This is a genomic window from Dolomitihabitans soli, assembly GCF_022213955.1.
GTDB classification, from domain to species: domain Bacteria; phylum Actinomycetota; class Actinomycetes; order Streptosporangiales; family Streptosporangiaceae; genus Streptosporangium_A; species Streptosporangium_A soli.
In genome coordinates this window covers 16329-29257 of sequence record NZ_JAKNTW010000048.1, presented here as the reverse complement: position 1 = coordinate 29257, position 12929 = coordinate 16329, and the positions used below count along the sequence as shown (strand labels likewise).

Annotated in this window: 11 protein-coding genes and 1 pseudogene; 2 read left to right on the top strand and 10 right to left on the bottom strand. The window is 70.1% G+C overall.

What is annotated here, in order from left to right; translation table 11 throughout:
* The 4 genes and pseudogenes from MBA17_RS47085 to MBA17_RS50875 all read right to left on the bottom strand — a co-directional run.
* Positions 1 to 504: hypothetical protein (locus tag MBA17_RS47085; protein ID WP_238505426.1), on the bottom strand; the 504-nt coding region annotated here is incomplete at its 3' end.
* Entirely contained in the window at positions 504 to 803 is a 300-nt protein-coding gene (locus MBA17_RS47080) for a hypothetical protein (RefSeq protein ID WP_238505425.1), read from the bottom strand. The genes MBA17_RS47080 and MBA17_RS47085, both read right to left, overlap by 1 nt.
* 826 nt (positions 804 to 1629) lie before the next feature.
* Positions 1630 to 2034, bottom strand: a complete 405-nt coding sequence (locus tag MBA17_RS47075) for a hypothetical protein (RefSeq protein ID WP_238505424.1) — start codon at positions 2032 to 2034, stop codon at positions 1630 to 1632.
* Positions 2035 to 2291: 257 nt separating this feature from the next.
* Positions 2292 to 2533: pseudogene (locus MBA17_RS50875) on the bottom strand (transposase); the annotation flags it as partial.
* A 182-nt stretch (positions 2534 to 2715) separates the two neighbouring features.
* Here MBA17_RS50875 and MBA17_RS47065 point away from each other — a divergent pair.
* Complete coding sequence (locus tag MBA17_RS47065) at positions 2716 to 3930, top strand: RNA-guided endonuclease InsQ/TnpB family protein (protein ID WP_238505423.1); 1215 nt, start codon at positions 2716 to 2718, stop codon at positions 3928 to 3930.
* A 47-nt stretch (positions 3931 to 3977) separates the two neighbouring features.
* On the opposite strand, the gene MBA17_RS47060 is transcribed toward MBA17_RS47065, so the two are convergent.
* Both MBA17_RS47060 and MBA17_RS47055 read right to left on the bottom strand, forming a co-directional pair.
* Positions 3978 to 4901 (bottom strand): D-alanyl-D-alanine carboxypeptidase family protein, encoded by a 924-nt coding sequence (locus MBA17_RS47060; protein WP_238505422.1) that lies wholly within the window; start codon positions 4899 to 4901, stop codon positions 3978 to 3980.
* Between the two features lie 231 nt (positions 4902 to 5132).
* Entirely contained in the window at positions 5133 to 6434 is a 1302-nt protein-coding gene (locus tag MBA17_RS47055) for an aspartate aminotransferase family protein (RefSeq protein ID WP_238505421.1), read from the bottom strand.
* 251 nt (positions 6435 to 6685) lie between these two features.
* On the opposite strand from MBA17_RS47055, the gene MBA17_RS47050 reads away from it, so the two are divergent.
* Entirely contained in the window at positions 6686 to 7783 is a 1098-nt protein-coding gene (locus MBA17_RS47050; protein WP_238505420.1) for a helix-turn-helix domain-containing protein, read from the top strand.
* A gap of 6 nt (positions 7784 to 7789) precedes the next feature.
* On the opposite strand, the gene MBA17_RS50870 is transcribed toward MBA17_RS47050, so the two are convergent.
* Genes MBA17_RS50870 through MBA17_RS47030 form a run of 4 tightly spaced genes read right to left on the bottom strand, consistent with a single transcriptional unit; the run spans position 7790 to position 12907 of the window.
* Entirely contained in the window at positions 7790 to 9133 is a 1344-nt protein-coding gene (locus tag MBA17_RS50870) for a GTP cyclohydrolase IIa (protein ID WP_238505419.1), read from the bottom strand.
* A 45-nt stretch (positions 9134 to 9178) separates the two neighbouring features.
* Positions 9179 to 10018, bottom strand: a complete 840-nt coding sequence (locus MBA17_RS47040) for an amidohydrolase family protein (RefSeq protein WP_238505418.1) — start codon at positions 10016 to 10018, stop codon at positions 9179 to 9181.
* Complete coding sequence (locus tag MBA17_RS47035) at positions 10015 to 10776, bottom strand: amidohydrolase family protein (RefSeq protein WP_238505417.1); 762 nt, start codon at positions 10774 to 10776, stop codon at positions 10015 to 10017. The genes MBA17_RS47040 and MBA17_RS47035 overlap by 4 nt, the downstream gene beginning before the upstream one ends.
* On the bottom strand, positions 10769 to 12907 hold the full coding sequence (locus MBA17_RS47030; RefSeq protein ID WP_238505416.1) for a heparinase II/III family protein: 2139 nt from the start codon (positions 12905 to 12907) through the stop codon (positions 10769 to 10771). The genes MBA17_RS47035 and MBA17_RS47030 overlap by 8 nt, the downstream gene beginning before the upstream one ends.
* Positions 12908 to 12929: the final 22 nt, after the last annotated feature.

The window sequence follows — 12929 nt, the reverse complement described above, 5'->3', positions numbered from 1 at the left end:
GGTCTCATCCGGATGGCCGCCGACGATCCCGAGGTTGGGCTCGATCCACGGCATCACGCAGTCGATCTGCGGGTAGCGCGCCTTGTAGACGAGCAGGGCTTCCCGCATGAAGGTCTCCCATTGCTGCGGGGTCTTCACCGTGTTCGTGGAGGAGGTGAAGCTCAGCAGCAGCCGGTTGGCGTAGGACGCCGCCTGGTCGAGGTAGGGGAAGTTCAGCTCGGGCGGCTTTTCCATCTTGACCACCACGCGGGCCCAGCGGACGTTGAAGTCGTCCTGGAGCTGCTTGAGCGTCCGGTCCGGGAGCAGGCCCTTGGAGAAGTACCAGTTCGGGTGGGTGTGGTTGATGTACCACCCGGGGTTGAAGAACGTGCCCAGGCTGCGGGCGGCGTCCACGACGATCGTGGAGTCGTAGGCTGCGGCCTGCGCAGCCCCGGCGGGCACGAGCCCTGCGGCCAGAGAGCCACCCAGGGTCGCCAGCGCCCGCCTGCGGTTGAGCTCGCTCATCAGGCCCCCACCCCCGCGGCGTAGATGAGCGCATCCGTGCGTTGGAAGGGTACGGCCGTCTCGATGGTCGGGCACGCACGGTAGCACTCCAGCAGCCGCTGCTCGGCCAGCGCGTAGTCGCCCGCCTTGACAGCGCTCTCCGTGGGCTTCAGGCCCGCGAGCGCGTAGTTCAGCCGCAGGCCCACTGCCCAGGCGCCAGCGCTCCACCTGCCGAAGAAGCCCAGGTCGGACAGCGCGGCGGCGGCTGGAGGGACGGGCACCAGAAACGCGGCGGCGAGCCGCCATACCGAGTCAGACACACGCGCCAAGGTAGCGACGCGCAGTATGCCGCCGGTATGTCAGGAGTAGGAGGCCAGGTGGCCGCCCAGGCGGGCGGCAGGTGCCAGGTGATCGGCTCGCGGTCGACGAGATGGCGCTCCATCATGTCGCGCAGCACTCCTCGACGCCGGCGTCGACCTCGCCACAGCGCAGGATCTCGCCGGCCATTCCTCCCCAGCCACCACCGTCGGCTACGACCGCCGCCCAGGCCGCCGCCGCCGCGACGCTGTCGACAAGCTGACCCTCCCCAAGGCGAAACGCCTGCGCTGACCGGCGTAAAGCACCACATCAAAAGACGGCCACCTCCGGATTGTCGACGAGGACCTTCACGTTCTGATGCCAGTGACCTGGCCCGTTGCTGTCGTCCCCTGTGGGCCGATCACATGGGCAGGACCACGCATCAGCCTCGTCGGCTGCGGTGGGCGGCCAGAACCGGAAATGGATCAGCGAGAAACTGAGGGCCTGGACTGTGTCGACGTTTGACCGCCCCGTTCTTGTTCTGGCATTCCGGCCATCTGGCACATCCGCTGACGAAGGGCCGTGCACGACGAGGCGGCGGAGGCCGTCGCCAATCTCATTCCCAAGGGCCCGCGGACCCAGAAACCGCTACCTGACCGGGTGTTTCCATTTTTGTTTCCATGGAGCTGTTCGCGGTCTGCGTCGATTATGGCCGCATGGGTCGGGGACGTGCGGTTTCCTGATCTCAGAGATGAGGTGGGCATGTCCTTCCACCTGCTCTTCAGCGACGTGGTCGAACGAAGGGCGGGTGCGCGGGCCGTACCCTCGGACGGCCCGCGCACGGGGGGATCAGGGGACGGCGATGGTGAACGAGTCGTTCACGGTCGTGCGGTTGTGGTCGGTGACGGCGACCCGCACCGTGTCGATCCGGCTGCCGCAATCGGGGTTGGGGACGGTGCTGGCCGAGACGATCCGGCCGTAGTGCCACGAGCTGACGAGCGCGATCGAGCGCCGGACGTCGGGAATCTCCGTGCGGATGCAGTAGACGCCCGTGCGGGGGTGGGTGATCGTGATCACGCCCTTCTCGTGGGCGATGGTGCCGTTGGCGTTGATGAGGCCGGCGACCTGGGCGTTGGGCGCGCTGCTGGCGGGCTGGGCCACGATCGAGGCGCCGGCCACGCCTGCGGCGCCTACGACGGTCAGGGCGGCACCGACCAGTACGGCCGCGCGGGCCTTCCTGTTGCTTGTGAACATGTGCGTCTCCTGTTCGGGGCCGCTCTCCTGCGGGGGAGCGGCAATCCAATGACTGCGACAATTAGTAGTCGCTCAGTGACTGCACGTAGTTCAAATGCAGAGGTGTCCTCTCGGCCACACAATGCTTCCCTCCGCGTGACCAGCGATGACCGGCCGGTGCGTCGGTTCGGTGAGCGCCTCCGGCTTCCGGTGGGGGACGTTCCAGGCCCACCCGGTCAGTGGAGCTTCAGCGTGGTCTGTTGTGGAAGCCCGGGCGTTCACGACTCCGTTGCCCTATTTTGATGGTGGGCGAGCTCCAGGTCTGTGAAATGGGACGTTCGTGTCGGTTCCCAGCGGGGGTTTCGATGAGCTAGGCGTCCAGTCGGATGAGGTTGGTCGCGGATGCGGTGAGCACAGCGCCGAGGTGCGTCTTGTCCAGGCCGATGTAGCGGGATCGGCGCATGCCCGTGGCTCGGACTGCTTAGGAGATCGTTCCTTCGACTCCCGCCCGGATCTTGTAAGCCCACGTCATCCAACTCAAGCCTGAGCGCATACTTCCATTCGATCCGACCGCGGACCGTATCAGCAGCCTGCCGACCGAACAGGTTCTTCACGTACTGCAGCACCGACACTGTTGACGACGCGCGAATCGTGACCCCCTGGCGGCGGCCGAAAGTGGACCCCCTTCAGTAACTCTGGAGGGTGATCAAGGTGGAGGACTGGGCGGAGATCCGCCGGTTGCACCGAGCCGAGCAGATGCCGATCAAGGCCATCGCCCGGTATCTGGGCATCTCGAAGAACACCGTGAAACGGGCGCTGGCGGCGACCCTGCGCGTTTGCAACGATGCCGCCATGTGGGTCTCGGCGCTCGCCCACGAGCAACGGGTATTTCGCAATTACGACCTGCGTAAGCATGTCTACAGGCAGATCAAGGACGGGTACGGGCTGGCGGCTCAGGCCGCGCAGCATGTCATCAAGAAGGTCGCCGACGCCTATACGACGCTGAAGTCCAACATCCGCGCGGGGAACCTGGGCGCGGAAGGCTCCCGGCGGCGGACGAGAGCCGAGGACAAACCGATCGTGTTCCGCCCCCAGGCGGCGCAACCGTTCGATGGCCGGTGCCTGTCGTGGCAGATGGACGCCCAGACGGTGTCGATCTGGACCGTGACCGGGCGAATGCAGAACGTGGCGTTCACCGCCTCTGCGGATCAGCTCACGACACTGGCCGCCTACCGCAAGGGCGAATCCGACCTCGTGCATCGGGACGGCATGTGGTTCCTGATCGCCACGTGCGATCTCCCGGACGTGCCGGTGCGCACCCCGGACGGATTCGTGGGTGTGGATCTGGGGATCGCGAACATCGCCACGACCAGCGATGGTGTCCGCCGCTCGGGCAAGGGGCTGAACGCGGTCCGGCACCGGCACCGGGAGTTGCGCCGCCGGTTGCAGGTCAAGAAGACCAAGTCCGCCAGGCGTTTGTTGAAGAGACGCCGCCGTAAGGAGGCGCGGTTCGCCGCAAATATCAACCACACCATTGCCAAATGCATCGTGACCGAGGCGGCACGCACCGGGCAAGGTATCGCGCTCGAAGACCTGAGCGGGATCCGCGGCCGGGTACGGCTCCGTAAGCCCCAGCGGGTCACGCTGCACTCGTGGAGTTTTCACCAGCTCGGCGGGTTCATCGCCTACAAGGCGGCCCGCGCCGGGATCGCGCTCGTTCAGGTGGATCCGGCTTACACCTCACAGCAGTGCTCGCTCTGCGGGCATGTGGATAAGAAGAACCGACCTGATCAGGAAACTTTCGCCTGTACGTTGTGCGGCTTCGCTGAGCACGCCGACGTCAACGCAGCCCGCAACATCGCCTCGCGCGGTGTGGCGGGCTGGGCAGTGAGTCACGCTGCCGACGACGCGGCCTGAACTGTCGAATCCATCGACGGCGAGGAGCTGCAAGCTCGGTCGTTTAGTTACGGCCGTGAAGCTGACAGGTCGCTTCTGTCCTTGCCCTCTGCGGGGGTCGCCGACGCCCAGTCCAGCAGCGACTCGGCGGTCTGGAAGCGTCGGCTGGAGACGGACTCGCCGAGGAGCACGCCGACCAGCCGGCGGCCGTCACGGTCGGCCGCGAACGTCAGGCAGTAGCCCGCGGCGCGGGTGAAGCCCGTCTTCACGCCGACCGCGCCGGACGCGCCGAGCAGTTTGTTGGTGTTGGTCCACGTGTACGCGCGGTGGTCGGCGTTCGCGGCGACGGAGTGCCTCCGGGTGGAGGTGATCGCTTCGAATGCGGGGTCGCGGAGCGCCGCGTCGGCGAGGAGTGCCTGGTCGCGTGCCGTGGAGTAGCCGTCGCCACCGGGCGTGGGCAGTCCGTCGGCGTTCACGTAGTGGGTGTCGGTCATGCCGAGTTCGCGGGCGGTGGCGTTCATCCGGTCCGTGAACCCGTCGATGCCGGGGCCGAAGGTGCGGGCGAGCGCGTGGGCGGCGTCCGCGCCCGACGGCAGCATCAACGCGTAGAGCAGGTCGTGAACGGTGAGGCGGTCGCCGACTCGCAGGTCGGCCGTGGTGCCGCCGCCGTTCGCCGCGTACCGCGTGTCCCCGGCCCTGATCCTGACCGTCTCCGTCGGCTGCGCCTCCCTCACGACGATGTACGCGGTCATCACCTTGGTGAGGCTGGCCACGGGCATGCGCTTTTCCGCCCGCCGGCTGAGCCGTACCTCTCCCGTCGTGACGTCGATCAGATAGGAGGCGCGGGCGAACACCGCCGGTTTGCTCGTGTCGCCCGGGTCGCGGAGCGACATCGGCGACCGGGAGGGCTGGGCGAGCGCCGGCGTGGTGATCCCCGCGACCAGCACGACGACGGCCGCAAACAAGGTGAAAATGGATTTCCCGTTATACACGTGCTTCAGAATGCCATGCGTTTACTGCGTTTTTGCCATTCAAAGTCAAGGGTTGGTCAATAGATCTTAAAATCTCCCGAAACGGCATCTACTCGCAGCTGAGAGGCTACAGCCGATCGAAAGTCGCAATCCAGCCTTTCCACCCCCAGGACGCGAAACTAACGCCCACCCCACCCCCCACCCCCCCCCGGCGGGGGCCCCCCCCCGCCCCGGGGGCCCCCCCGGCTCGGATCACAGGGCGCGCAGTGCCTCGGCGAAAGCGTCGACGGTGGCGGCGATGTCGGCCTCGGTGTGCTCGACCGACAGGAACCACAGGCCGCGCGGCACCATGTTGACGCCGCGGTCGAGCAGCGCCGCGTGCAACCGCGCCATCAGCGCCCGGTCGGTCGCGGCGAAGCCGCGATAGTCGCGTACGGCGTCGGCGTCGGTGAAGTAGGTCTGGAAGACGGGCCCGGGGCCGTCGACGAGCAGGGGCACCCCCGCCTTGTCCGCCGCCGCCCTGATGCCCTCCATCAGGGCCGAGCCACGGGCGAACAGCGTGCCGTACACCTCGTCGCGTTGCTCGTCGAGGATGCGCAGGGTCGCCTCGGCAGCCGCGATGCCCACCGGCTGGGAGTTGAAGGTCCCCGCGTGCGCGACCTTCCCGGTCGAGATGTGGTCCATCACGGACGCCTTGCCGACGAGCGCCGACACCTGCATGCCCCCGGCCATGGCCTTGCCGAACACCGACAGGTCCGGGGTGATCCCCAGGAACTCCTGCGCGCCGCCCGGGGCCAGCCGGAAACCGGTGATGATCTCGTCGAAGATGAGCAGGGTGTCGTACTCGTCGCAGAGCCGGCGCACGGCCTCGAGGTAACCGGGGACGGGCAGGATCGCGCCGGTGTTGCAGAGCACCGGCTCGGCGATCACCGCGGCGATCTGCCCGGCATGCCGCTTCATCAGGCGGGTCAGGGCCTCGATGTCGTTCCACTGGCAGACGATCAGGTCGTCGTCGTGGCCGGGCTGCTGCCCCGCCGTACCGGGCACGGCGACGGGGGAGTCCGCCGGTCCGGCCAGGTCGAGGGCGGGGTGGACGCTGTAGAGGACGGGGTCCAGCCAGCCGTGGTAGTGGCCCTCGAACTTGAGGATCTTCGTCCGTCCGGTGAAACCGCGGGCCAGCCTGAGGGCGGCGTGGACCGCCTCGGAGCCCACGGTGTTGAAGCGCACCCGTTCCGCCGACGGCACCATCGCGCAGAGCCGTTCGGCCACCCGCACCTCCGCGGCGTGCTGGGCGGAGTAGACCATGCCGCGCGCGGCCTGGGCGGCGATCGCCTCGACCACCGGCGGCGGGCAGTGTCCGAGCAGCGCCGGCCCCTGCCCCAGCACGTAGTCGAGATAGACGTTGCCGTCCACGTCCCACAGGCGCGCGCCCGCCGCGCGGTCCACGTAGAGGGGGACGCCGGAGGTACGGCGTGCGTCGCTGGAGATCCCTCCAGCCAGGTAGCGCTGCGCTGTGGAGTAGAGATCGCGACTGACGTCCAGTGTGCGGGTCATGGTGACCATCCAAGGGGGCGGGGTCCGCTCCGGACAAGGAAGAGCGCAAGGAAGGGGCGTCTTCGCAAGTCTGGGTTCCCCGTACGGCCGGCGAACCGGCGACCGGGAGGCGGGACGGATCGGGCCGGTAGCTCGGCGTATCCGGTGGCGTCCCCCGGACCGAGTGCCGACAAAGGGCGATGTGATTTAGGTCATCCGAAATATGATAATAAGGGTGGCCATTTGGATGGCGTGGCCGTTAGTGTGGGGCCATGAACGCGTCCTTCGCGGTCGCCGCCCTGGTCGACATCGATGACTTCGTCGCCTCCGGCCGGGCGCGCGGCCATCCCTGGGCCCGCCGGCAGCTCGCCCAGGCCGAGCGCGTGATCCACGCGGTGACCCGCGGCCGGTCGTCGGTGAGCTACCGGACGATGCCCCCCGACGAGTGGCTCGTGCTCCTCACCGGCGCCGACCCGGAGACGCTCATGACCGAGGCGGGCATCCTGGCGGAGGAGATCAGGGGCCGCATCGTGCGCGACACCGAGCTGACCGCGACCGTCAGCCTGAGCACGCCGCGCACCGGGCCGCGGGGCCCGGCCGCGGCCGAGGACGACGCCCGCTGGACCAACTCCTACAAGCTCCTCCTCGGCGGCGACCAGGTGATCGCCTCGCCGCCCGCCGACCGGCCGGACGTGCCGCCGCCGGTCCGGATCGAGGCGGAGCTGGCCCGCCGGATCCAGGCGGGTGACCGCGGCGGCGCGACGGCGCTGCTCTCCCAATGGGTGGACCGCTGCGTCCAGGAGCGCGACCTGGACCCGAGGACCCTGCGCAACTGGCTGATGGGCGAGCTGCTGTTCGTCGTCGACATGGTCAACCGGTGCCGGCTCGCCGGCGGCTCGACGGACTGGCTCGACGCGTGCGCACGGCTGCCCATCGAGGACCTGGTCGCCCTCACCGCCATCCACGAACGCTCCTACCTGCACATCTGGCTGGACGAGACGCTGAAGCGGCTGATGCCGCCCGCTCCGCAGGCGGACCGCACGCCCGACATCCTGGCGCAGGCGGAAACCTACCTGGCCACGCACTACACCGATCCCGGGCTCCGGCTGGCCACGGTGGCCGAGGCGATCTCGGCCAGTCCGTTCTACATCTCCCACCTGTTCGCGGAGGAACGGAAGACCACCTTCCTTCGTCATCTCACCGGACTCCGGCTGCGCCACGCGCGCACCCTGCTGAGCACCTCCGCGCTGCCCATCGACGTGGTCGCCGCCCACACCGGCTACCCGAGCGCCAAAGCCCTCCGCAACGTGTTCAAACGCCACGTCGGCTGCTCGCCCACGGAGTACCGGCGCACCCTCCGGTCGCCCTAGCCGGGGCTACCGGGGCGCGCTCTCCAGCACCAGCCGGTACGTCTGACGCGGCCGGCCCGCCTGGGCTCCCCTGACCGGCGGCATCGGCCAGGCCAGGCCCTCCTCCACCAGGCTCTGCAGGACCCTGCGGGCGCTGCGGGGGGCGATGGCGAGGATGTCGGCCACGATCTCGGCGTCCACCACCAGCGCCTCGGGGCCGTCGCCGACCCCTTCGGCCAGCCGTTCCAGCAGCTTGGCCGCCTTGGAGGCGACCACGGGCGCGCTCGTCTCGGCCCTGCGGCGCTGACGCAGGGGGAGCGACACCACCGTGCCGCCGATGCCGACGAGGAAGGCCGCCCCGGCGTCGGCGCCGCGCGCCCTCTCCACGGCGACCAGCGCGTTCGCGTCGGCGTCCCTGGCGGTGTCGCCGAGGCCGATCCCGACCTCCACCGCGACGCCCACCTCCGAGCGGGCCCGATCCATGAACGGCGCCACCCGGAAGCCGTCCGTGGCCTGGGCGAGCGCGCCGACGGTCGCGGTGACCACGTAGCTGTTCTCGTCTCGCGGCGCGACCGTGGCGCCCATCAGCCGCGCGTCGGCCAGCAGGGACTTGTGCAGGGAGAGTTTCAGCTCCTGCTGCCAGTAGTTGCCCGGACCCGAGTAGCTGGGACGGGCCGAGGCCGCCAGTTCGACCAGCACGATGGCGATCTGCGACTCCTCCAGCCGGCTTCCGGTCCCGAGGAGTGCCGCCGTGGTGAGCGCGATCCGCAACGTCTGGGTGGTCGGCAGCATCCGCAGCGTCGGCACCCCGGCGTCGTCCAGCTTCTTCGCCACGGTTCTGATCGTGGTCAGCGCCGCGGTCGTGGCCCCCTGCCGGTACAGCTTCTCGTGGAAGCCGATGAAGCCGCGCGCCGACTCGGGCCGGTCGTACTCGGACAGGTGGACGCCGCCGGTGCTCACCCCGATCTCGCCGTACGCCTCCTCCACGTCGGCGGCGGAGATGGAGTCGATGCTCACCCTGGCCGGGTCGATGCCCTGGGTGAGCACTCCGCGCAGCAGGCTGGAGTAGAGGCCGGCCCCGCTCACCGGCACGAACGTGGCGGGCACCGGCAGTTCTCCCGACTGACGGGCCAGGTCGTGCTGGAGCGGCCCGGTGAAGAGCACGACGTCGATGCTGTCCGCGATCTTGGACAACTTGTCGTACGTCTCGTGCTCCTCCGCGTGCGGTGCGCCGACCAGACGCCAGTCGGCGGCCGAGGAGAGCCCGGCGCCGATCAACATGATCTGCTCGACCAGGTCATGCGGGCCCACGACCCCGATCGCCACTCTGGACCGTGTCTCGGACCGCAGCCGCCCCGTGATCGTGATCACCTCTCCTCCACGTCGTCCACCCGGATAATAAATCGGCCCCGCGGCCTATGCACTCTCCGCGAACGGGCCGGGACGCGACCGCCCGGCGTTCCCCCGCCACTGGAGCAGATCGGTCATCGTGCCGCCGAGCACAGCCGCCCGGTCATCGTCGCTGAGATCACAGAAGAGTACCCGCCCGAGCGACATCCGAAGATCGATAAACGGAAAGTCCGACCCGAACACCACCCGCCCCGCCCCCACTTCCCGCACCATCCGGGCCACGTCGGCACCGCTGTTGTAGGAGCCGCACAGTTCGAGGACCACTCCGGGGTGACGCTGCGCGACCTCGATCGCGGTGTCGAACCCCAGCGGGGTCGCCCCCGAGTGCCCGGCGAGGATCACCACGCGCGGATGCCTGGTCGCCACCTCCCCGACATGGCCCAGATCGTTGTACCGCGAGCCGTCGTAGGTGTGCGTGAGCACCGGGCAGCCGGTGCGCTGCGCGAACTCCCACACCGGCGCGTACCTCTTCCCCGTGAGCGGATAGTCGTGCAGGTCCGGATGGAGTTTGATACCGCCGAACCGGGGATCGTCGCCCCACTTCCCGAGCTCCGCGAGGGGATCCTGCCACGGGTTGACGGTCAGGTAGCCGGTGAAGCGGTCCGGCGCGTGCGCGACGGCGGCGGCCGTCGCCGCGTTCCCGGTCGCCGCGTCGAGCTGGATCGCCAGATGGCTGGACAGGACGGCGTGCGCCACCCCGCACCGGTCCATCACCTTGATCATGCCCTCCGGCCCGGCGTCCGGAATGAAGAACAGGCTGTACGGCCCGGAGTGCGCGTGCGCGTCGACGATGCGCAGGCTGCGCTGCGGGCGTCGTGCCCACAGCGCGGACAGGAGGGGGTTCACGCGGCTCTCGACTCCTTGCACAGCAGGTTCCGCAGGTTGCCCGCGCCGATCGCCGCCACGGTGCCGTCGTCCAGGTCGGCCCAGAGCAGCCGGGTCACCGCCTCCGCCGGATCCCGCGCCGGGGCGCCGGTGCCGAAGACGAGACGCCGCGCGCCGAATCGCCCGGCGAGCCATTCGAGGCCGCAGTGGGAGGACAGGTTGGCCAGCCCGAGATGGACGTTGTCCGTCCGGGCCAGGACCCCCGCCACCTGGCGAAGCGTCCGATAGCCGACCTCGCCGACCACGATCGTGAGCCGGGGGCGGGCCGTCGCGATCGCCTCCACGGCCGGCCAGCTGATCTGCGCCGCGTCGAGCAGCAGCGGAAGCCCCGCCTCGGTGACGGCGTCGAGCACCGGCGCCGCGTCGGCGCCGCCGAGGTCGTAGCCGTGATCAGCCGGATAGGCGCGCACCGCGCGGACCCCGCTGGCGAGGGCGGCGTCCACGAAGGCCGCGGGCGTGCCGATCTCACCGCAGGTGTCGGGAAGCATCACCCAGCACGGGCTCAACCGGGGCTGGCCGGCGAGGAGTTCGAGGAGCCTGCGGTTCCCGGTCGCCGGGTCGTGCAGCCAGGACATCGTGTGCCCCACCAAGGCCTCGGAGATGCCGAAGCGGTCCATCCTGAGCAGTGCCGCCGTGACACCGCCGTCACCCACGGCCCGGCGTGGATGACGGCCCAGCATCGCGTCGGCGTCGACCAGCACCGGCCGTTCGCTACTCATCGGCGGCCGCCTCGACCCGCCACCGGCCGGGGGAGGGCAGGGTCACCGTGAGGTGGTCCCCGTCGCGGGCGGGCCGCAGCAGGACGCCGTTCAGCGTCATCCGCGTCATCCCGGGAGCGTGCACCCTCAGCTTCGTGGACCGATCGGTGTCGATCACGGCGGTGAGCCCCGCGTGGTAACCGACGTCCGCCGCGACCAGCCCGTCCGCCTCGATCAGCGCGATGCCGTCGGCGACGAGGGCCGGCCCCCAGCAGGCGGCGGCCAGCAGGACGCCCGCGGAGTCGCGGCGGGTCCACTGGGAGCCGGTGAACAGGTCGGTGACCCCGCCTGTGGAGACCTCGACGGATGCTCCCCGGACCCGGACCTCCGCCGTTCCCGGCTCCTGGTCGAAGGGGAACAGGCCGACGGTGAACCCGCCCGCCCGCCGCAGGCCCAGCGTGTGCACCTCGCCGTACTCCGCGGTCTTGGCGACGGGGTCCGGGATCCGGCTGGGGCCGGTGCCGTACCGGACCTCGGTCACCGGCTCGGCGGGGACGACGTGGAGGCCCGGCGCCCGCGAGCCGGCGTGCCCGCCGGCGTGTTCGCGCCACGGCGACAGCCCGTGCAGCTGCCAGACCGCTTCGGCGCCGTCCGCCGGCTCGTCGGTCACCAGCCAGTACGACGGCGAGTCCCGGACGAGGACGATCCGCCGGTCGTGCCGTGCCGGGTAACCCTTGTGGTGACCCGCGAACACGTCCACGTGCGGCAACGCCACGAACGTGTCACAGGCGGCGGCCCTGTCGGTGGCGAACTCCTCGCCTTCGCGGAGGACCGTGTTGTGTCCCCGGGTCGCCTGGAACCAGTCGTAGTAGCCGGGATCGTCGTAGGACGGCGGGCCGCCCGCCTCCCAGGCGAGAGGCACACCCCAGCCGGCCAGGACGAAGTCCAGGGCCGCGTGATGGCTGTGCGGCTCCAGCTCGTGTCCGACGAAGGGCCCGTAGTTGACGACGGTGTGCAGGTCGCCGCTGTCCCACCCGGTACGAAGGACCGCGTACTGGCTGGTGGGAAGGGTGTGGGAGGACGAGTCCGGCTCGCTCGACGGCGCGGCCTGGAAGGCGGCGGTGGCGTCGAGCCCGTGGCGCGGCGGCAGCCACGCCAGCTCGCCGCGGATCTCCTCCGCCGAGAGCCAGCGCTCGGCGAGCGCCTTGTACGCGGGGTCGCCGAGCAGGTGGTGGCCGCGCAGGAGCTGCGCGGCGGGCCAGATCACGCCGCTGTCCTGGAGGTGCGGGATCCAGCCGCCGGGGGTGACGAGCGAGACGTACCAGTCGTGCATGGCGCGCACGCGGGGGTGGCCGGCGAGGTCCCAGCCGAGGTACTGCTCGCCGATGACCGCGGCCCGCTGGACGGCCTCGACGCACATGCTGTGATAGCCGGGGGAGCGCTCGTGATGCCCTCCGTCGGCCCTGACGTCGAGTTCGAGATGGTCGAGGATCCGCGCCTTCGCGATCTCCGTCCAGCTCTGGGCCTCGCCGAACTCGGGGAAGACCGCGGCGACGTGCAGGAGCTCGGAGGCGCAGGCGAACTGCCAGTTGCCCTGCCGGAACTCGTCGTGCTCCTCGGCGGCCCAGCGAGCCCCGCCGAGGACCGTCTTCATCATCTCCAGCCAGCGTTCCCGGCTGAGCGCCGGTTCCTCGCCGAAGACCGTGAGCGCCTGGGTGACGAACGTGGAGCGGGCCCAGACGCCCAGGGAGTACCACACCACGTCGAGCCCCGGCCAGTCGCCGACGACCCGGTCCCGGCTGTCGTACCACTGGCCGAAGAGGCGGTCCCACTCCCTGGCGTAGACCGGGTCGCCGGTCAGCGCGTACGCCGACACCAGCGGTGTCATCCAGCGCAGGTAGTGGAAGCCGTAGAGCCTGGAACGCCCGTGCCCCTTGTCGAGGAAGTCCACCTCGACGCCGAGCAGCCGGTCGGCGGCGGCGGCGGCCTCCGCGGCGGCCTCCGTGCCGGCCATGGCGGCGGCCCACCGCGAGACGTCCCACACCGGCCGCGGCCCCGGGCGCCTGGCGAAGTGGCGCCGCAGTTCGTCCACGTCGCCCGCGCCGGTCGCCGCGAGCGCGTCCAGCAGTCCCTGATCGGTGATGTGAAGCATCCGAACGGGATCAACGTGCGGA